This is a genomic window from Bacillus sp. LH1 (assembly GCF_057924895.1).
Genome location: NZ_CM175007.1, coordinates 4,413,438 through 4,434,185, shown reverse-complemented (window position 1 = coordinate 4,434,185; position 20,748 = coordinate 4,413,438). Strand labels below are relative to the sequence as shown.

Annotated in this window: 20 protein-coding genes; 16 read left to right on the top strand and 4 right to left on the bottom strand. The window is 37.0% G+C overall.

Annotation, left to right across the window (positions count from 1 at the left end):
• Positions 1 to 6: 6 nt before the first annotated feature.
• Entirely contained in the window at positions 7 to 981 is a 975-nt protein-coding gene (locus ACX9TM_RS22940) for an ABC transporter substrate-binding protein (protein ID WP_000722821.1), read from the bottom strand.
• A gap of 451 nt (positions 982 to 1,432) precedes the next feature.
• Here ACX9TM_RS22940 and ACX9TM_RS22935 point away from each other — a divergent pair, with 451 nt between their 5' ends.
• The 8 genes from ACX9TM_RS22935 to uvrC all read left to right on the top strand — a co-directional run bounded on the left by ACX9TM_RS22935 (position 1,433) and on the right by uvrC (position 10,099).
• Positions 1,433 to 2,416, top strand: a complete 984-nt coding sequence (locus tag ACX9TM_RS22935; protein WP_050279540.1) for a BclA C-terminal domain-containing protein — start codon at positions 1,433 to 1,435, stop codon at positions 2,414 to 2,416.
• Positions 2,417 to 2,605: 189 nt separating this feature from the next.
• Positions 2,606 to 4,291, top strand: coding sequence for a long-chain-fatty-acid--CoA ligase (locus ACX9TM_RS22930; RefSeq protein WP_000414746.1), 1,686 nt, complete (start codon positions 2,606 to 2,608; stop codon positions 4,289 to 4,291).
• Between the two features lie 106 nt (positions 4,292 to 4,397).
• Complete coding sequence (gene fadR / locus ACX9TM_RS22925) at positions 4,398 to 4,985, top strand: fatty acid metabolism transcriptional regulator FadR (RefSeq protein ID WP_000742223.1); 588 nt, start codon at positions 4,398 to 4,400, stop codon at positions 4,983 to 4,985.
• An 11-nt stretch (positions 4,986 to 4,996) separates the two neighbouring features.
• A complete protein-coding gene (locus tag ACX9TM_RS22920) occupies positions 4,997 to 5,773 on the top strand; it encodes an enoyl-CoA hydratase (RefSeq protein WP_000911292.1) in 777 nt (258 codons plus the stop codon).
• A gap of 78 nt (positions 5,774 to 5,851) precedes the next feature.
• Positions 5,852 to 6,625, top strand: a complete 774-nt coding sequence (etfB, locus tag ACX9TM_RS22915; protein WP_001029028.1) for an electron transfer flavoprotein subunit beta — start codon at positions 5,852 to 5,854, stop codon at positions 6,623 to 6,625.
• 36 nt (positions 6,626 to 6,661) lie between these two features.
• Positions 6,662 to 7,639, top strand: coding sequence for an electron transfer flavoprotein subunit alpha (gene etfA / locus ACX9TM_RS22910; protein ID WP_000101945.1), 978 nt, complete (start codon positions 6,662 to 6,664; stop codon positions 7,637 to 7,639).
• 211 nt (positions 7,640 to 7,850) lie between these two features.
• Complete coding sequence (gene trxA, locus ACX9TM_RS22905; protein WP_001018943.1) at positions 7,851 to 8,165, top strand: thioredoxin; 315 nt, start codon at positions 7,851 to 7,853, stop codon at positions 8,163 to 8,165.
• 149 nt (positions 8,166 to 8,314) lie between these two features.
• A complete protein-coding gene (gene uvrC / locus ACX9TM_RS22900) occupies positions 8,315 to 10,099 on the top strand; it encodes an excinuclease ABC subunit C (protein ID WP_000544296.1) in 1,785 nt (594 codons plus the stop codon).
• Between the two features lie 115 nt (positions 10,100 to 10,214).
• Here uvrC and ACX9TM_RS22895 read toward each other — a convergent pair whose 3' ends face one another.
• Entirely contained in the window at positions 10,215 to 10,664 is a 450-nt protein-coding gene (locus tag ACX9TM_RS22895) for a YslB family protein (protein ID WP_000042226.1), read from the bottom strand.
• Between the two features lie 300 nt (positions 10,665 to 10,964).
• On the opposite strand from ACX9TM_RS22895, the gene sdhC reads away from it, so the two are divergent.
• From sdhC to ACX9TM_RS22875, 4 genes are all read left to right on the top strand, one after another.
• Positions 10,965 to 11,591: a succinate dehydrogenase cytochrome B558 gene (gene sdhC, locus ACX9TM_RS22890; RefSeq protein ID WP_000678354.1), complete on the top strand. Its 627-nt coding sequence runs from the start codon at positions 10,965 to 10,967 to the stop codon at positions 11,589 to 11,591.
• Positions 11,592 to 11,604: 13 nt separating this feature from the next.
• Positions 11,605 to 13,398: a succinate dehydrogenase flavoprotein subunit gene (gene sdhA, locus ACX9TM_RS22885; protein WP_000676750.1), complete on the top strand. Its 1,794-nt coding sequence runs from the start codon at positions 11,605 to 11,607 to the stop codon at positions 13,396 to 13,398.
• A complete protein-coding gene (sdhB, locus tag ACX9TM_RS22880; RefSeq protein ID WP_001291827.1) occupies positions 13,391 to 14,152 on the top strand; it encodes a succinate dehydrogenase iron-sulfur subunit in 762 nt (253 codons plus the stop codon). Before sdhA ends, sdhB begins: the two co-directional genes overlap by 8 nt.
• 92 nt (positions 14,153 to 14,244) lie before the next feature.
• A complete protein-coding gene (locus ACX9TM_RS22875; RefSeq protein ID WP_000822734.1) occupies positions 14,245 to 14,691 on the top strand; it encodes an acyl-CoA thioesterase in 447 nt (148 codons plus the stop codon).
• Between the two features lie 36 nt (positions 14,692 to 14,727).
• Here the strand turns inward: ACX9TM_RS22875 and ACX9TM_RS22870 are convergent, their stop codons facing one another.
• Complete coding sequence (locus tag ACX9TM_RS22870) at positions 14,728 to 15,507, bottom strand: M15 family metallopeptidase (protein ID WP_000720201.1); 780 nt, start codon at positions 15,505 to 15,507, stop codon at positions 14,728 to 14,730.
• A gap of 267 nt (positions 15,508 to 15,774) precedes the next feature.
• Between ACX9TM_RS22870 and motA the strand changes: the two genes are divergently transcribed.
• Together motA and motB are read left to right on the top strand one after the other, a co-directional pair.
• Positions 15,775 to 16,569: a flagellar motor stator protein MotA gene (motA, locus tag ACX9TM_RS22865; RefSeq protein WP_000344859.1), complete on the top strand. Its 795-nt coding sequence runs from the start codon at positions 15,775 to 15,777 to the stop codon at positions 16,567 to 16,569.
• A complete protein-coding gene (gene motB / locus ACX9TM_RS22860) occupies positions 16,559 to 17,347 on the top strand; it encodes a flagellar motor protein MotB (RefSeq protein ID WP_001256734.1) in 789 nt (262 codons plus the stop codon). The genes motA and motB overlap by 11 nt, the downstream gene beginning before the upstream one ends.
• Before the next feature lie 26 nt (positions 17,348 to 17,373).
• Here motB and ACX9TM_RS22855 read toward each other — a convergent pair whose 3' ends face one another.
• Positions 17,374 to 18,201, bottom strand: a complete 828-nt coding sequence (locus ACX9TM_RS22855; protein ID WP_000782767.1) for a 5'-nucleotidase, lipoprotein e(P4) family — start codon at positions 18,199 to 18,201, stop codon at positions 17,374 to 17,376.
• Positions 18,202 to 18,543: 342 nt separating this feature from the next.
• On the opposite strand from ACX9TM_RS22855, the gene ACX9TM_RS22850 reads away from it, so the two are divergent.
• Positions 18,544 to 19,428 (top strand): ABC transporter ATP-binding protein, encoded by an 885-nt coding sequence (locus ACX9TM_RS22850; RefSeq protein WP_000058117.1) that lies wholly within the window; start codon positions 18,544 to 18,546, stop codon positions 19,426 to 19,428.
• Between the two features lie 2 nt (positions 19,429 to 19,430).
• Positions 19,431 to 20,657: an ABC transporter permease gene (locus ACX9TM_RS22845; RefSeq protein ID WP_065211813.1), complete on the top strand. Its 1,227-nt coding sequence runs from the start codon at positions 19,431 to 19,433 to the stop codon at positions 20,655 to 20,657.
• Positions 20,658 to 20,748 lie beyond the last annotated feature (91 nt).

The window sequence follows — 20,748 nt, the reverse complement described above, 5'->3', positions numbered from 1 at the left end:
GTGTAATCACTTCTTCGCTGTCATTACATCTGCTACTTGTGTTGCTAAAGATGTTGCAGACTCAGGACCACCGAAAATCCAAGTGTCGCCTTTTAATTTATACATTTTGTTTTCTTTTTTGAACTTTAATTCTTCCCAAGCAGGGTTGCCTTTTAGTTGCGTGTCAAAAATGTTATCTTCATCCGCTACAATGTAAATGAAGTTTGAATCTTGTACACTTTGTAATGATTCTACAGTTGTTTGTTTAAAACCATCTGGCTCAGATTTTCCTGCTTCAAAAGTATTTGTTAGACCTAATTTTTTTGTAACTTGTAAAGCTAAAGAATTGTCAGTTAAGATACGGAATGTTGGTACGTTTTTAGCAGTAAATGCTTGTGCCATTGCAATGTTTTTATCTTTTAAGTCTGCTTTCTCAATTTTTGCTTTTGCATCAGCGAATGCTTTATCCATATCAGCTAATACTTTTTTACCTTCTTCTTCTTTTCCAACTGCTTTTGCAATTTGTTTAAATGTTTCTGTCATTTCAGCAAAGTGATCGTTATTGCTTGTTGATGGATCAAACATAACTGTTGGTGCAATTTGCTCTAATTCATTTTTAATTGCTTTACCACGGAATGAAGCTGTAATAATTAAGTCTGGTTTTAAACGGCTAATTTCTTCTAAGTTTGGTTGTTGACGTGTCCCTACATCTACAACATCTTTACTCGGTTTTGTTTTTGTATTTACCCATTTATTATAATTCTTAATGTCTGCCATCCCTACTGGCTGAACACCAAGTGCTAATAAGTCTTCAGAATATACCCACTCAAGTACAACTACTTTTTTTGCTGGTTTATCTAACTTCGTTTCCCCTTCAGCGTGTTTAATTGTTATAGCTTGATTTTTATTGTCCGCTTTTGTTTCTTTTTTCTCCTCTTTTTGCTGTCCGCATCCAACAGCGAATAGAAGAACTACTATGAAAATACTGAGAATTTTCTTCATCTTCTGCCCCCAAATTAAGTGTTTTTTGTAACTAGTACCATAAGTGAAAATGGTTATCAATTACAACACCCAAATCATACTATGAGGATATTTTAAGTGTCAATATATTTTTAAAATTTTGACGAAAAATAACGAACTATACGGATTTTTATATATTATAGTCGCTATTTATGAAGAATAAGCCTCTTTACTAAAAATATTGGCGAATGTGGAAAGTTTAAATGGGAAAGTGGCTGTGTACGATAGTGTAATGTGTATTGTTAATAGTCTGTGGAGATAAGGCGAAAGTACAAGCAAAAGGAGAGTGAATCGCATGTAATAATTACTAGAATGTATGGAGGAAATCTGTGTTTTATCCCCAACTAGGCAAAGTATTTCTTTGTTATTTAGATAGGTGTTTTTTAAGTCGGTGATTGCGCTAAAAAGATCGAATGTAAAGGAAGTGATCAACATGTCTTCATGGAGCAATAACGTAAATGGATATTGTGGGTGTAATAATCAAAATGGTGTACATGTTGATTCATGCTGTTTTAGTTGCGATGGGACAGTTCCTAAGGTTGGCCCAACCGGTCCGACGGGGGCAACAGGAGCAACAGGCCCAACGGGGGCGACAGGAGTAACAGGCGACACAGGTCCAACGGGAGCGACAGGAATAACAGGGGCAACGGGTCCAACAGGAGCGACAGGAATAACAGGAGCAACAGGCCCAACGGGAGCGACAGGAATAACAGGGGCAACGGGACCAACAGGAGCGACAGGAATAACAGGAGCAACAGGAGCAACGGGTTCAACGGGGGCGACAGGGGTAACAGGCGACACAGGCCCAACAGGAGCAACAGGCCCAACAGGAGCAACAGGCCCAACAGGAATAACAGGGGCAACGGGTCCAACGGGGGCGACAGGAGTAACGGGAGCAACGGGTCCAACGGGAGCGACGGGTCCAACGGGAGCGACAGGTCCAACGGGAGCGACAGGCCCAACAGGAGCAACAGGCGATACAGGTCCAACAGGAGCAACAGGCACAAGTATAACGGCAACATACGCATTTGCAAATAATACGTCGGGTACAGCAATATCGGTACTACTAGGTGGAACAAATGTCCCACTTCCAAACAATCAGAATATCGGTCCAGGTATTACAGTGTCTGGGGGGAACACAGTATTTACGGCTGCAAATGCAGGGAATTATTATATTTCATATTCAATTAATATAACGGCTGCATTATTAGTTAGTTCACGAATTACAATTAATGGGGCACCGCTTGCTGGGACTATTAATTCTCCTGCATTAGCAACGACATCATTTAGTGCGACAATTATTACGACTCTTGCGGCGGGGAGTGCAATTAGTTTGCAATTATTTGGTTTGTTAGCTGTTGCGACATTATCAACAACTACCCCAGGAGCGGTATTAACAATTATAAGATTAAGTTAATGACAAACTCTCTTACTCTTTTAAGATTAAGAGAGTTTCTACATATAATAAGAAGTTAATGAAGTAAAGCATAGTTATATAAAAGTCAGAATATTATGATTGTAACGCTATGGTGACTATAATATAATGAAAATAACCATCATGAATGAACATTCATTTATTTTTTATGTATTTGAAGGGGGAATGAAGGTGGAAAAACCATGGTTGAAAAGTTATCCAGAGGAAATTCCGAGTACGGTTTCTTATGATATTCAGCCGCTTCATAGATATGTAGAACAGATGGCTTCTCGCTACCCAGAAAAGAAAGCGCTTCACTTTTTAGGGAAGGATATTACGTTTTCGGACTTCCATGATAAGGTGAAGCGGTTTGCAAATTATCTTCAAAAGCTCGGTGTGGAAAAGGGTGATCGAGTTGCTATTATGTTGCCGAATTGTCCGCAAGCTGTAATTGGTTATTACGGTACATTACTTGCGGGAGGTATCGTAGTACAAACCAATCCACTGTATACAGAAAGGGAATTAGAATATCAGCTTCATGACTCGGGAGCAAAAGTAATTCTTTGTCTCGATTTAGTGTTTCCAAGAGTAACGAATGTTCAATCTGCTACAAAAATTGAGCATATTATCGTAACTCGTATTGCAGACTTTTTACCATTCCCTAAAAATCTATTGTATCCATTTGTGCAGAAAAAACAGTCGAATTTAGTTGTGAAAGTATCAGAGAGTGAAACGATTCATCTTTGGAATTCAGTAGAAAAAGAAGTGAATACGAATGTTGAGGTGCCTTGTGATCCTGAAAATGATCTAGCTCTTTTACAGTACACAGGAGGAACAACCGGATTTCCGAAAGGAGTTATGTTAACGCATAAAAACCTCGTCTCTAACACGTTAATGGGAGTTCAATGGTTATATAATTGCAAAGAAGGAGAAGAAGTCGTTCTTGGGGTTCTTCCATTTTTCCATGTTTATGGTATGACAGCTGTTATGAATTTAAGTATTATGCAAGGATACAAAATGGTCCTTATTCCAAAGTTTGATATGAAAATGGTTTTTGAAGCGATTAAGAAGCATAAAGTGACATTGTTTCCAGGGGCACCAACTATTTATATCGCTCTTTTAAATAGTCCGCTTTTAAAAGAATACGATATTTCTTCTATTCGTGCTTGTATTAGTGGATCAGCACCACTGCCAGTAGAAGTACAGGAAAAGTTCGAAAAAGTTACAGGTGGTAAACTAGTAGAGGGATATGGTTTAACAGAATCCTCTCCGGTTACACATAGTAATTTTTTATGGGAAAAGCGAGTGCCAGGTAGCATCGGAGTTCCGTGGCCAGATACAGAAGCAATCATTATGTCACTTGAAACTGGTGAGGCATTACCGCCAGGAGAAATAGGGGAAATTGTAGTGAAAGGTCCTCAAATTATGAAAGGATACTGGAATAAGCCAGAGGAAACAGCGGCTGTATTGCAAGATGGCTGGCTCCATACAGGGGATGTTGGCTACATGGATGAAGATGGATTCTTCTATGTAAAAGATCGCAAGAAAGATATGATTGTCGCGAGTGGATTTAATGTGTATCCTCGTGAAGTTGAAGAAGTATTATATGAGCATGAAAAAGTGCAAGAAGTAGTGACAATTGGAGTTCCAGATCCGTACCGAGGAGAGACAGTTAAAGCATTTGTTGTGTTAAAAGAAGGTACGGAGTGCTCTGAGGAAGAATTAAATCAGTTTGCACGTAAATATTTAGCGGCTTATAAAGTGCCGAAAGTATATGAGTTTAGAGATGAATTGCCAAAAACGACAGTAGGGAAAATTTTACGCCGTGTTCTAATAGATGAAGAGAAGAGAAAGAATGAGGATGAGCAAACGGGCTAAGGCCCTTTCTTTTTGAAAAAATAGGATTGACACTTTTCTAAATAGTCAGTATTATAAGAATATGAATGACTATTCATTCAGTCATCTTCTTGAAGGGGACAGTAAAGTGAAGAAAAATAGACCGAAATACAATCAAATTATTGATGCGGCAGTCATTGTGATTGCGGAGAATGGGTACCACCAAGCGCAAGTTTCTAAAATCGCAAAGCAAGCTGGGGTAGCTGATGGCACGATTTATTTATATTTTAAAAATAAAGAAGATATATTAATATCCTTATTCCAAGAGAAGATGGGAGAATTTGTCGAAACAATTCGTCAAAAAACAGCAGGAATTGAAAGCGCTGTATCGAAGTTATTCATGTTGGTAGAAACGCACTTCTTGCTGTTGTCGCAAAATGATCCTCTTGCTATCGTTACGCAATTAGAGCTAAGGCAGTCCAATCAAGACTTGCGCCTTAAAATAAATGAAGTATTAAAAGGCTACTTACAAGTTATGGATGAGATTTTAGAGACTGGTATAAAACAAGGTGAATTTCAAGCAGATTTAAATGTTCGCGTGGCAAGACAAATGATCTTTGGAACAGTAGATGAAGTTGTGACCAATTGGGTAATGAGCGATCATAAGTATGATCTGGTCGCACTTTCAAAAACGGTACACGGGCTACTTATTGCAGCTTGTGGTTATCGTCAATAATGGGAGGGATCATGTTGAAATTCCTATCTGTAAGAGTTGAAGATCATATCGCGGTGGCGACGTTAAATCACGCACCAGCGAATGCGATGTCTTCACAAGTTATGCATGACGTTACTGAATTAATTGATCAAGTGGAAAAGGATGATAACATTCGTGTTGTTGTTATTCACGGTGAAGGACGTTTCTTCTCAGCAGGAGCAGATATTAAAGAATTTACATCTGTTACTGAAGCGAAGCAAGCAACAGAATTAGCACAGCTTGGACAAGTTACGTTTGAGCGTGTTGAAAAATGTTCAAAACCAGTTATTGCGGCAATTCATGGAGCGGCACTGGGCGGCGGCCTTGAGTTTGCTATGTCTTGCCACATGCGCTTTGCAACTGAAAGTGCAAAACTTGGTTTACCTGAATTAACACTTGGATTAATTCCTGGCTTTGCAGGTACACAGCGCTTACCACGTTATGTTGGGAAAGCGAAAGCTTGTGAAATGATGTTAACAAGTACACCAATTACTGGTGCAGAAGCATTAAAGTGGGGACTTGTTAACGGATTGTTCTCTGAAGAATCTCTTTTAGATGATACGCTTAAAGTTGCAAAACAAATTGCTGGAAAAAGTCCAGCAACAACTCGTGCTGTACTAGAGTTATTGCAAACGACAAAATCGTCTCATTACTATGAAGGTGTACAACGTGAATCACAAATTTTTGGTGAAGTATTTACGAGTGAAGATGGAAGAGAAGGTGTAGCTGCATTTTTAGAAAAGCGTAAACCTTCATTTAGTGGCAGGTAGTTCAATTATTTTTTTAATATAAATTAACAGAAAATTAAAATTGATAGAATCTTTCTGAAAAACAAGGGGGTAAATGGAATGAACATCTACGTACTCATGAAACGAACATTTGATACAGAAGAAAAAATCGTAATTAAAAACGGTGCAATTTACGATGGCGAAGCGGAATTCATCATCAACCCTTACGATGAATATGCAATTGAAGAAGCAATTCAAGTAAGAGACGCACAAGGTGGAGAAGTTACAGTTGTAACAGTCGGTGGCGAAGATAGTGAGAAAGAACTTCGTACTGCATTAGCAATGGGCTGTGATAAAGCTGTATTAATTAATATTGAAGATGATGTAGAAAATGGTGACCAGTTCACGACAGCAAAAGTGCTTGCTGAATATTTAAAAGATAAAGATGCAGATTTAATTTTAGGCGGAAACGTTGCAATTGATGGTGCATCTGGACAAGTAGGACCACGCGTAGCTGAAGCGTTAAATATTCCGTATGTAACGACAATTACAAAACTTGAAATTGACGGTACAAATGTGAAGATTGAGCGTGATGTTGAAGGTGATACAGAAGTGATTGCAACTTCATTACCAGTTTTAGTAACAGCACAGCAAGGTTTAAATGAACCGCGTTATCCATCGCTTCCAGGTATTATGAAAGCGAAGAAAAAGCCGCTAGAAGAATTAGAATTAGATGATTTAGATTTAGAAGAAGATGATGTGGAAGCAAAGACAAAAACAATTGAAATCTATTTGCCTCCTAAGAAAGATGCAGGAAAAGTGTTACAAGGCGAGCTGCAAGATCAAGTAAAAGAACTTGTATCGTTGCTCCATACAGAAGCGAAAGTAATCTAATAAAATACGAAATTATATATGCAGGAGGGAAAATCTATGGCTCGTAAAGTATTAGTAATGGGTGAAGTTCGTGATGGATCGCTACGTAACGTTTCTTTTGAAGCGGTAGCAGCAGCAAAAACAATTGCAGAAGGCGGTGAAGTAGTAGGTCTTCTAATTGGAGACAGTGTTGCCTCTTTTGCAAATGAATTGATTCATTACGGTGCAGATCGCGTTGTGACAGTTGAAAATGATAAATTAAAATCATATACATCTGATGGTTATGCACAAGCGTTTTTAGCTGTACATGCTGAAGAAAATCCAGAAGGTATCGTTTTTGGACATACAGCACTTGGTAAAGATTTATCACCAAAATTAGCAGCGAAGCTTGAAGCTGGTTTAGTTTCTGACGTAACTGCTTTAGAGGTTGAAGGTGGAAATGTTATCTTCACTCGTCCAATTTACTCTGGTAAAGCATTCGAGAAGAAGATTGTAACAGACGGCATCTTATTTGCGACAGTGCGTCCAAATAACATTGCAACTCTGGAAAAAGATGAGTCTCGCAGCGGTGACGTATCTTCTATCACAGTTGATGTGAAAGATTTACGTACAATCATTCAAGATGTTGTCCGTAAAACAGCAGAAGGTGTGGATCTTTCTGAAGCAAAAGTTATTATCGCTGGTGGACGTGGTGTGAAGAGTGAAGAAGGCTTTAAGCCATTAAAAGAGTTAGCGGACGTACTAGGCGGCGCTGTTGGGGCATCTCGTGGTGCTTGTGACGCTGAATACTGTGATTACTCATTACAAATTGGTCAAACTGGTAAAGTTGTTACGCCAGACTTATACATTGCATGTGGTATTTCTGGTGCGATTCAGCATTTAGCAGGTATGTCTAACTCAAAAATAATCGTTGCGATTAATAAAGATCCAGAAGCAAGTATCTTTAAAGTAGCTGACTATGGTATTGTCGGTGACTTATTCGAAGTTGTACCTCTTTTAACAGAAGAGTTTAAAAAGTTAAAAGTACATTCATGATTTAAGTACCCTTGAGTTCCAAGTGAAGTACCCCTATATATAGAAAAAGGTGAGAGATCCCCTGTCTCTCATCTTTTTAGTATTTAATCCGTATTTTTATATAGTATAAAGGAACATTTTTTTGTTACAATACATAACGATACATATTATTCGCCACGTATATAAGTTAATGATATACTCTTGGTAGAATATACTTGAAGGAGGAAATAAAATGGCAATTGTAAACGCAAATGACCAAAGCTTCGCAGCAGAAACTAGCGAAGGTGTTGTATTATTAGATTTCTGGGCACCTTGGTGTGGACCTTGTAAAATGATCGCTCCTGTATTAGAGGAAATTGATGCAGAACTAGGCGAAAAAGTAAAAGTAGTAAAAGTAGACGTTGATGAAAACCAAGAAACTGCTCGTCAATTCGAAGTAATGAGCATTCCAGCTCTTTTCGTATTAAAAGACGGTAAAGTAGTTGATCAAGCGTTAGGTTACAAACCGAAAGAAGCGTTAGTAGAATTAGTTTCTAAACACTTCTAAAATAAAAAAAGCTACCATTTGGTAGCTTTTTTTATTTTCTTTTTTACAGTCTTTCCGTTACAATAAAAGAACGTATGTTGGGTGTTTGGGCATAGTATGTTTTCAAGGGAAAATAAAAATGCTAAGTATGTAGAAATGGAGGGAGACGAGTGCACGAACATTTGAAAGAGAAGTTGGCTATTTTACCAGATCAACCTGGTTGTTATTTGATGAAAGATAAGCAAGGAACGGTTATATATGTCGGAAAGGCAAAAGTGCTTAAAAATCGTGTGCGCTCGTACTTTACTGGTTCACATGATGGGAAAACACTGCGGCTTGTAGGAGAAATTGTTGATTTTGAATATATTGTAACCTCTTCGAATTTAGAAGCACTTATTTTAGAGTTAAATCTAATTAAAAAATATGATCCGAAATATAATATTCAATTAAAAGATGATAAAACATATCCTTTTATTAAAATTACGGCGGAGAAGCAACCGCGCTTACTCATTACTCGAAACGTAAAAAAGGATAAAGGGAAATATTTTGGTCCTTATCCAAATGCACAATCTGCTCATGAAACGAAAAAACTGCTAGATCGTATGTATCCACTTCGGAAATGCACGAATATGCCAGATAAAGTTTGTTTGTATTATCATATGGGTCAATGTTTAGCGCCTTGTGTGAAAGAAGTGACGGAAGAACAAAATAAAGAAATTGTAGATGAAATTATTAAGTTTTTAAATGGTGGACATAAAGAAGTTCGTTCAGAACTAGAAATAAAAATGTATGAGGCCTCAGAGAAACTAGAGTTTGAACGTGCAAAAGAGTTGCGTGATCAAATTGCTCATATTGATGCGATTATGGAAAAACAAAAGATGATTATGAGTGACTTAGTAGATCGTGATGTGTTTGGATATGCAGTGGATAAAGGATGGATGTGTGTTCAAGTTTTCTTCGTTCGAAAAGGAAAGCTAATTGAACGTGATGTTTCTATGTTTCCAATTTACGATGAACCAGAAGAGGGTTTTTTAACGTTTATCGGCCAATTTTATGAAAACAGTAGTCATTTTAAGCCGAAGGAAATTGTCGTTCCAGGAAGTATAGACTCGGAATTAGTAGAGCGCTTTTTAGAAGTGGAAGCGACGCAGCCGAAACGTGGTAAGAAAAAAGACCTTGTAGAATTGGCAAATAAAAATGCGAAGATTGCTCTTGAAGAGAAGTTTTACTTAATTGAACGTGATGAAGAACGAACGATTAAAGCGGTAGATCATTTAGGGAAGCAGCTTGGGATTGAAACGCCGTATCGTATTGAAGCGTTTGATAACTCAAATATTCAAGGAACAAATCCCGTTTCTGCAATGATTGCTTTTATCGATGGGAAACCGGCGAAGAAAGAGTATCGAAAATATAAAATTAAAACGGTTCAAGGGCCAGATGATTATGAGTCTATGAGAGAAGTTGTGAGGCGCCGTTATACAAGGGCGCTTAAAGAAAATTCACCTTTACCTGATTTGATTATTATTGATGGAGGAAAAGGCCATCTAGCGGCTGCAAGTGATATTTTAGAAAATGAGCTCGGATTATATATTCCGATGGCAGGTCTTGTAAAAGATGATAAACATAAAACCTCCCATTTAATTATTGGGGATCCACCGGAACCTGTGATGCTTGAGAGAAATAGCCAAGAATTTTATTTATTGCAGCGTATTCAAGATGAGGTGCATCGATTTGCGATTACATTCCATCGTCAATTACATGGGAAATCTGTCATTCAATCAGCATTGGATGATATTCCAGGAATCGGTGATAAACGGAAAAAGGTATTGTTAAAACATTTTGGTTCATTAAAGAAGATGAAAGAAGCTTCTATAGAGGAATTTGTCGAAGCGGGTATGCCGAAAAATGTCGCGGAGACGATTTATACGTATTTAACAGATAAGAAGACGTTGTAGTTTACAACGTCTTCTGTTTTTTGGTATAATTTCTGAAGATTTAAAATAAACTCATCTGAATGAAAATACAAAAAAGTCAACTAAACTGATATGTCTAGTTGACTGTAGGTAATGCTTACACTTCAATGAGATCTTTTATATCCCATTTTACAAGAAATGTAATAGAGTCAGAACGTTTTTTCTTTTCTTCGTATGACTCTGCAACGACGTTCCGTTGCTTTTGGATTTGTTCAGCGATGAATCCGGCTTCTAGTTGATAAGAAGAATGTCGTTTTTGTTTTTGACGTTCTGCGATGAGTGTGCCTTTAAGTTGGAACTGCATTTCACGACGCTTATGTTCAACAATGCTTAAAGTGCCCCAGCCAGCCTTTTCAAAGAACTGAATGACTTCTTCAATTGTTTCTAGCGGATATTTTCTTGCAAGGTTTCTACCAGACCAGTATAAAATACCATCTAAATCGTTGCCGATTAAATCAGGTAGTAATTCTTCACGTAGCAATTCATAAGCGAAGGCGTTCAATGAAACATCTTCTAAAGATGTTGTATCGATTGTATTTTTACTCACAATATTCCCCTCTTTCTATAGGGATTATTATATAACATTTCACATTTATAAAAACAGATTTTTCTTTAGGAAAATCTGAATATATAAGAAGAAAAAAAGAATTGGCAAATTATATGCAAATTATGTATACGTTTTCTTGACGCTTCGACAAAAATAGGAGTAAAATGAACTTGGTATCAAATTATGCTGAAATATTTCGAATAATTTTTTCAGTTTTTCTTATGCCAATAGTGAAAAAACATTATTGTCATAAACTAATCTGAAAACAGCAGTCAAACATTCAAGGGGGGTAATGGGGACATGAAAGGCCGCGAGTATACGTTTCGTAAGTGGCACTCATTAATGGGGGTCATCCCGGTTGGTGTCTTTTTGACGCAACATTTAATTGTAAACAACTTTGCAACACGAGGAGCAGAGGCTTTTAACAAAGCTGCAGGCTTTATGGAGCTCCTTCCATTCCGGTATGCGCTAGAAATTTTCATCATCTTTTTACCGATACTGTACCATGCTATATATGGCTTATATATTGCATTTACAGCTAAGAACAATGCGGTTTCTTACGGTTATTTCCGTAACTGGATGTTCGTCTTCCAAAGAATTTCAGGTATCGTTACGCTGATCTTCATTTCTTGGCACGTCTGGGAAACTCGTATTCAAGCAATGTTAGGTAAAGAGGTAAACTATGATATGATGGCAGATATTTTAAACAATCCAGCTATGTTTGCATTCTACTTAGTTGGTGTTGTTTCAACAATTTTCCACTTTGCAAATGGACTATGGACATTCTGCATCAGCTGGGGAATTACAGTATCTCCACGTTCACAAAGAATCTCTACTTATGTAACATTAGCTATTTTCTTAGGTTTATCTTATGTAGGTGTGAGTGCATTATTAGCGTTCATCGATCCACAGCTAGCAAACCAGTAAGGAGTGGGAGAGCATGAAAGGGAAACTTATAGTAGTCGGCGGTGGCTTGGCTGGCTTAATGGCAACGATTAAAGCGGCAGAAGCAGGAGTAAATGTTGAACTGTTTTCTTTAGTACCAGTAAAACGTTCACATTCTGTATGTGCTCAGGGCGGAATTAACGGTGCCGTAAATACGAAAGGTGAAGGGGATTCTCCATGGATCCACTTTGACGATACAATTTATGGTGGGGACTTCTTAGCGAACCAACCACCAGTTAAAGCAATGTGTGAAGCAGCACCTGGTATCATTCATTTAATGGACCGTATGGGTGTTATGTTCAACCGTACGGAAGAAGGACTTCTTGATTTCCGTCGATTTGGTGGAACGCAACATCACCGTACAGCATTTGCTGGTGCAACAACTGGACAGCAATTACTTTACGCATTAGATGAGCAAGTACGTCGTCACGAAGTAGCAGGACTTGTAACGAAATATGAAGGTTGGGATTTCTTACGAGCTGTTGTTGATGATGAAGGTGTGTGCCGAGGAATCGTTGCACAAGACTTACAAACTATGGAGATTAGAAGTTTCGGAGCAGATGCCGTGATTATGGCAACAGGGGGCCCTGGTATCATTTTCGGAAAATCAACAAACTCCATTATCAATACAGGTACAGCAGCTTCTGCTGTATATCAACAAGGCGCATATTATGCAAACGGTGAGTTCATTCAAATTCACCCAACGGCAATTCCTGGAGACGATAAATTACGTCTTATGAGTGAATCTGCACGTGGTGAAGGTGGACGTGTTTGGACATATAAAGATGGTAAACCATGGTACTTCTTAGAAGAAAAATATCCGGCTTACGGAAACCTTGTACCTCGTGACATCGCAACGCGTGAAATCTTTGATGTTTGCGTAGAGCAAAAACTAGGTATTAACGGTGAAAACATGGTTTACTTAGATCTTTCTCATAAAGATCCAAAAGAACTAGATATTAAACTAGGTGGAATTATTGAAATCTATGAGAAATTTACAGGGGATGATCCTCGTAAACTACCGATGAAAATCTTCCCAGCTGTTCACTATTCAATGGGCGGACTATGGGTTGATTATAAACAGATGACAAACATTCCAGGTTTATTTGCAGCAGGTGAGTGTGATTATTCTATGCACGGTGGTAACCGTCTTGGTGCGAACTCACTATTATCAGCAATTTATGGTGGTATGGTAGCAGGACCAAACGCAATTGAGTATATGAAAGGTCTTTCTAAATCATCTGATGCTGTTTCATCTACTGTATATGAGCAAAATGAATTAATCGAAACAGAGAAATTTAACAATATTTTAACGATGGATGGTAACGAAAATGCGTATGTTCTTCATAAAGAGCTTGGAGAATGGATGACAGATAACGTTACAGTAGTTCGTGAAAATAAAAAATTATTAGAAACAGATGCGAAAATTGAAGAATTAATGGCTCGTTACAAACGTATTAACATTAACGATACAGCAAGATGGAGTAACCAAGGTGCTTCATTTACACGCCAACTTGCAAATATGTTTGAGTTAGCACGTGTTATTACAATTGGCGCATATAACCGTAATGAGAGCCGTGGGGCGCATTACAAACCTGAATTCCCAAATCGTGATGATGCAAACTTCTTAAAAACTACGATGGCAAAATTTGAGGGAGAAGGAAATGCACCAGCATTCCATTACGAGGACGTTGATATTTCGTTAATTAAACCGCGTAAACGTGATTATTCTTCAAAACACGATGTAGCTGCTAAGGGTGAAGAGAAGGGGGATAAACAACATGTCTGAGAAAACAATCCGCCTCATCATTACGAGACAAGACGGGCCAGATGCGCAAGCGTTTGACCAAGAGTTTGAAATTCCATATCGTCCGAATATGAATATTATCTCAGCACTTATGGAAATCCGTCGTAATCCTGTTGATTCAAAAGGGAACCAAACAACTCCGATTGCCTGGGATATGAACTGCTTAGAGGAAGTATGTGGTGCATGTTCGATGGTGATTAACGGAAAACCACGTCAATCATGTACGGCACTTATCGATCAATTAGAGCAACCAATTCGCTTAAAACCGATGAAGACATTCCCGGTTGTACGTGACTTACAAGTTGATCGTAGTCGCATGTTTAATGCTCTAAAACGCGTTAAAGCGTGGATTCCAATTGATGGTACGTATGACCTAGGTCCAGGACCAAGAATGCCTGAGAAAAAGCGTCAATGGGCTTATGAGCTTTCAAAATGTATGACATGTGGTGTTTGCTTAGAATCATGTCCAAACGTAAACAGTAAGTCTGACTTTATTGGACCAGCACCGTTATCACAAGCTCGCTTATTCAACTCACATCCAACGGGTGAAATGCATAAAGCAGATCGCTTACGTGCAATTATGGGAGATGGAGGACTAGCAAACTGTGGTAACTCTCAAAACTGTGTGCAATCATGTCCGAAGGGTATTCCTTTAACAACTTCAATTGCGGCATTAAACCGTGATACAACAATTCAATCGTTCAAAGATTTCTTTGGTAGCGATAATAACTATTAATAAATATTGCCTCTTCATATCGAAGAGGCAATATTTATAACTTTATTTTTCTGTTTATTCTGTTTATTTCAAGGTGAAAAGGAGAGATAACAATGAAGAGGATTTCTTATATTGAAGACTTTGAGCAATGGGAAAGTGGTTTTTCGTTTTACAACCCTGTAAAGGTTCGTTTTGGTGAAGTAGATATGTTTGGACATGTAAATAATGTCGTTGCTTTTACTTATTTTGAAGAAGCTCGTATTGCGTTGTTTAAAGAACTTGGATTTATGCAAGAGTGGACACATGCATCATCAGAAACGATGATCGTTGTTGCGGATTTACAATGTAATTTTATTAAGCAAATATATTTTGATGAACAGCTGAAGGTGTATGTAAAGGCAGGATCGGTCGGGAATTCTTCTTTAGATTTACATTATATGGTGAAGAATGCAGCAGGAGAGGTTTGTTTAGTAGGTCGCGGAATGATGGTTCAAGCTTCGAAAAAAACAGGAAGAGGCGAACCATGGCCTGAAGAATGGAAGAAGAAATTACTACAATAATAGAGTGAAAGAAAAATAAGAGAGCAATTTGCTCTCTTATTTTTTGTCTTCCATCGCTTCTTCTAATGTTAAGTGATGTTTATATAGGTATGTAGCGTATGGATTACCAACGTAGCGTAAGTGCCATGGTTCATAGGCATATTCTGTTGTATCTGTTTTATCTTCTAAGTAACGAATGACAAAGCCGAATTCATGAGCATGTTCCGCGACCCATTTTCCTTCTGCTGTCTCTCCGAAGATAGGCTCTAATTGAAATTTAGCTGATTTTGAACTAATATCCATTGCTAAACCCGTTTGGTGTTCACTTGTACCAGGAATTGCGCTTACCGAATTAGCTTCGGCTTTTCCTTGACGTCTAACGTATGTATCATGCAACGATTTTTGGCGTTTGTATGAACGATAACCAGATACAGCTGTAAGATCAAGCCCTTCTTTTTTCGCAGCTTTGAACATGTTTTCAAGTGCCTCGGCAGCATCTTTGCGCAGCAATGTTTTTTCTTTATCTTTTGGACTAATAAATGGTACATTTGGTCTCGTTAAGTCTTCAGGAATGTATCCATCTGGTAGTTTTCGATGTTTATTAATTAAGACAAGATTAGATTTTGGATTTGTTACAACTGAAAAGTCATTGTCTATTTTCTTTGCATTATGATCAGCTTTTGGAAAAGCAGGAATCTCTTCTTTTTTATGGTTATTATGCTTTTGACTTTCGACAGCTTTTGCTTCATTATGTAGTGGTGTTTTAGAACCAAAGTAAGCGAAAGATGTGATCCCGATTACAATAGTAGTGGCAGAAATAATTATTATCTTTTTCATGATGCCTTGTAATCACAGTCCCTTCTTCATAAAATGTGTATTGTTTTTTTTATTATAAATCTAGTTTGTTGGAAAAGGAATATAAGAGTCATAACGTAATAGAAATGCAAAGAAAATGTCAGAAAATGTGTGAATTTGTAGTATTTTTTTATATAATTCATTTCTTATCTTTCATGATTTGCATTTTTTATGTAATATATATACATAAGAAGATGTAGCGATTATCGAGAATAAAGAACTTCTTGTATAGACTAGGAGTGAATGGGAATGGATTTTGCAACAATTATTGGACTTATTTTAGGATTTGTAGCAGTGGTAGTAGGGATGGTCGTCAAGGGCGCTGACGTAACAGCCTTATTAAATCCTGCCGCAGCATTAATTATTTTTATCGGTACATTTGCTGCAGTATGTATTGCATTTCCGATGAATCAACTAAAAAGGGTTCCAAAACTATTTAAAGTTCTTTTTGGTTCAAATAAAAAGGATTTAAGTTATGAACAGTTGCTAGAATTATTTGTTCATTGGACATCTGAAAGTAGAAAATACGGTATTTTGTCTTTAGAGCAACAATTAGACAAAATTCAAGATGAATTTCTTTTGCGCGGTATGAAATTTGTGATTGATGGCGTATCCGCAGAAGATTTAGAGCAGATTTTGGAATCTGAATTAGAAGCAATTGAAGAAAGACATGCAAAGGGAGCTGCTATTTTTTCACAAGCTGGTACGTATGCACCGACATTAGGAGTTTTAGGTGCTGTTATCGGTCTTGTAGCTGCGCTTGGTAACTTAACTGATATTGAAAAGTTAGGTCATGCTATTTCGGGTGCGTTTATTGCAACGATTTTTGGTATTTTTTCAGGTTATGTATTATGGCATCCATTTGCAAATAAGTTAAAGCAAAAATCTTCAGCTGAAATTGAGAAAAAACGTTTAATCATTGATTGTTTATTAATGTTACAAGAAGGTACATATCCGTTTATTATGAAGAACCGCATTTTAGGTGCACTTTCTGCAACTGAGCGTAAAAAGCTAGAAAAAGGAGCAGAAAAAAATGCGGAGTAAGAAAAATAGAAGAGGCAAAAAGAAAAAACATGATGAGCATATCGATGAAACGTGGTTAATCCCATATTCTGATATGTTAACGTTGTTATTTGCATTGTTTATCGTTTTATTCGCAATGAGTAGTATAGATGCTGCGAAGTTTAAACAGATGGCAGTTGCTTTTCGAAGTGAATTAGCTGGGGGAACAGGTAACAAAGAATTTTTAAGTGATCAAAAGCCAAATGATGAAAAAGAATTATCAGCAAGTAGCCTTGAGGCAGAACAAGCAAAAAAACAAGAAGAAGCTAGAGCTAAAGAAAAAAAAGAGATGGATGAATTGAAAGCATTACAAAAAAAGATTGATCAATATATTAATGAAAAACAATTATCTTCTTCTTTTCAAACTAAATTAACTGAAAAGGGATTAATGGTGACAATATTAGAAAATATACTGTTTGATTCGGGGAAAGCAGATGTGAAATTAGAATCTTTAGGGATTGCAAAAGAGATGTCTAGCTTACTTGTTTCAGCGTCACCTCGTGAAATTACAGTATCGGGTCATACGGATAATGTCCCTATTGCCAATGCGCAGTTTGCGTCGAATTGGGAATTAAGTACGCAGCGGGCAGTTAATTTTATGCAAGTATTACTGCAAAATAAAGAATTACAACCAGAAAAATTTAGTGCGATTGGATACGGAGAATACCGTTCAATTGCTCCAAACGATACACAGGAAGGAAAGGCAAAGAATAGACGTGTGGAAGTATTTATCTTGCCTTTAACAGAGAAAGTAAAATAAAAGAGGATGGCGAATGCCATCCTCTTTTATTTTACATCAAATGATTTTAAGTTGTCGCGACGGATTTTATCTTTTTCTGCATCTGATTTTTTGAAATCATAATCATATAAAGCGCCTTCCCAATCGCCATACATTGGATTCGGGAAAATAATGAATTTCTCACCAAATTGTGCTTTTGAATCTGCTACTGTTTGGTTACGATCTTTTACAGATTTTCCATCAAAACCTGTGAAATCAGATAAGTTATCACCGAAGAATAAGACAATATCATGGGTTTGAGAAACGAGTTCACGGCGTTTTTCTTTTCCTTTTTCTTTCGGATCTTGTAGTAATATATGTTCTTTCGTTGCTTGAGGAGCACCTACACGCTCAAGATTTTTAATTGTCGCATCTAGTTGATTCGTTTTACGATTTGAGATGTAGTAAATATCTACACCTTTAGACTCTGTATATTTTAAGAAATCAATTGCGCCTGGAAGGGCTTCAGCTTCAGCTTTGTTAATCCAATCATCCCATTTGTAAGGATAGCCTTTGCCTGTTTTTACGCTCATTGCCTGATGAGGACTGTTATCTAAAACAGTTTCGTCTAAATCAAGCACGATAGCAGGTTTTTTCTCTGTCCCTTTTGCAAGAATTGCATCAAGCTTTAATTGACCAATGTTGTACCCTTGGTAGTAAAGTGCTTTCGTTTCACCGGCTGTTTGATACCATAAATCAGCCATTAATTGTTGTTCTGTTAATTTTACTTTCTCTTCTTTCGCCACTGTTTTCTCTGGTGTTCCTGAACATGCTACAAGTGATGTAGATAGAACCGCTACAGATAATAAAGTGGTAATGCCCCTCTTCATCTTCATATGTATCCTCCTTGATGTTAGAAAATCATTTTATATTATATATTAAAATATAATATTTTTATATGAACATTTGCATATTGTCTTTTGTATATATAGTAGTATGTCCTATATTAGAAAGATGAGCAAAATAATAATAGCTGTTTTGACAAGTTTTATTGTCGTAATGACAATTATAATTGACAAAAAGAACTTTGTTATTTACAATTTTAACTAAATAGAACAAATGATGGATTCATGACGATGTTTACATATAAGAGGATGAAGCGTGGTGCTATATTTTGTCTTGAATAAACATAGTCTTTGAAAGAGAGTACGAATGATACTAAAGGGGAGGCTTTATACTTGAGTTTACAAATTCAAAACTTAACGAAACAATTTGGGGAATCAAAAGCAGTTAACGGTTTGCAAATTTCGTTACCAAAAGGTGAAGTACTAGGGTTACTTGGACGAAATGGTGCAGGGAAAACAACAACAATCAAAATGCTTCTCGGATTATTAACGCCTAATGAAGGTTCGATTACATGGGATGGAAAAGCATTTGGAAATAGTGGTGTAACAATTGGGTATTTACCAGAAGAAAGAGGTTTATATACAAAAAGTAGAGTAATAGATCAGCTGCGATATTTTGGTAGATTAGAAGGAATGTCGAAGAAAGAAGTGGATCACGCTATTGATCACTGGTTAGAGCGTTTAGCGATACCAGAATATAAATTTAAAACGGCTGGAGAGCTTTCAAAAGGGAATCAGCAAAAAATCCAATTAATTGCTGCTCTTCTTCATAATCCGGAACTTCTCATTCTAGATGAACCATTCAGCGGCCTTGATCCAGTTAATGCTGGGATGTTAGCTAGTATTATTGAAGAACAAGTACAGAGCGGAAAGACGATTATTTTATCAAGTCATCGTATGGAACAAGTAGAGGCTTTTTGCCAACATGTATGTATTTTGAAAAAAGGTGAAGCAGTCGTAAAAGGACAGCTAAGTGATATTAAGAAAGAATACGGTTTCCGTAATTTAACGATTGAAGATACAGTAGAGAATGAAAAGGGATTAGAAGCTATACATGTATCGTATGAAAAACAACAAGGCCTTCTTTATGTGAAAGTACAAGACGATGCGGAAGCTCTCAAGATTTTGCAACAGTTGCAAGAGCAAGGTGTTAGCTTACGACAATTCAAAATGTTAGAGCCGACGTTAAACGAAATCTTTGTAGAGAGGGCGAAATAACGATGCGTAAATTTTCTCACGTATTTTCATTTTATTTTAGGGAAGCGTTTTTATCTAAGAAATCATTAATTACGAGTGCGATTTTATTTTTAGTTGTGTTTGGGATTTTTACATTTAATCATTTTACTTCAGGCGATGATAAAAATAAGGATAAAGATAAAATTGCAGTTGTAGTAGAGAGTTCCACATATAAAGTACAAAAAGATGAGCTAAATAAGCTATTGCCATCAGCAAAAATAACAATTGGTTCAAAGGATGATTTTGATAAACTGCATAAGCAAGTAGAAGAAGGCGATTTAGATGGTCTATTCCATGTGACGGAAAAGGGTGGGGCTCCATCGATTACATATATGTATAATGGATTTCCAAGCCAAGCAACTTCTGCAATTATGGCAGGATATTTAAAGCAACAATATACGATGGTGACGATTGCCAAAAATAATGTTTCACCAGAAATTGCACAGCAATTACAAACAGAAATTCAAGTAAAGCAAGAAGCGATAAAAGATCGTACATCTTCTTTCGGAATTGCCTATTTCTTTACATTTGCTTTATATATGTTTATTGTAGCGTTCGGAAATACAATCGCAATGAATATTGCATCTGAAAAGGCGTCACGTGTAATGGAAGTAATGCTTCCGAAAGTGAAGCCTCTTACGATGATGTATGCGAAAATTTTAGCGGTTGTTTCAACGGCGTTATTGCAACTTGTCGTATTGGCGTGTGGTTATCTTATTCCATATTTGTTAGGTTGGGTCGATTTAGAAAGTGCCTCACTATTTGGTATTCCAATTGACTTTACAAAATTAGATGCAAAAGTTATCAGCATGTTTCTTGTTTATTTCATTACGGGATATTTACTTTATGCGATGATGTATGCTGCTGCTGGAGCTGTCGTATCTAAGACGGAGGATTTACAAGCTGTATCTTTCCCGGTAATGATTTTAATTATGGCTGCATTCTTTATTAGTATTAAATCATTAAGTGATCCGAATAGTACTATCGTTGTTGTAAGTTCTTACGTTCCATTTTTTACACCGATGGTTACCTTCTCACGTATTGTAGCTGGTGAAGCAGGTATGCTAGAAATTACGATAACATTAGCAGTCTTATTGGCGACAATTGCAGTATTAAATGCTGTTACAAGCCGCATTTACGTAAACGGCGTAATGAATTACTCAGATAAAGTGAAATTTAAAGATTTAGCGAAATTTATAAAGCGTCAATAATGAGAGAAAAGCATGATTTCCTATTGAAATCATGCTTTTTCTTTATGTATAAATTAAAAATAGTATATAATAATAAGAGTCGTCTTTTAAT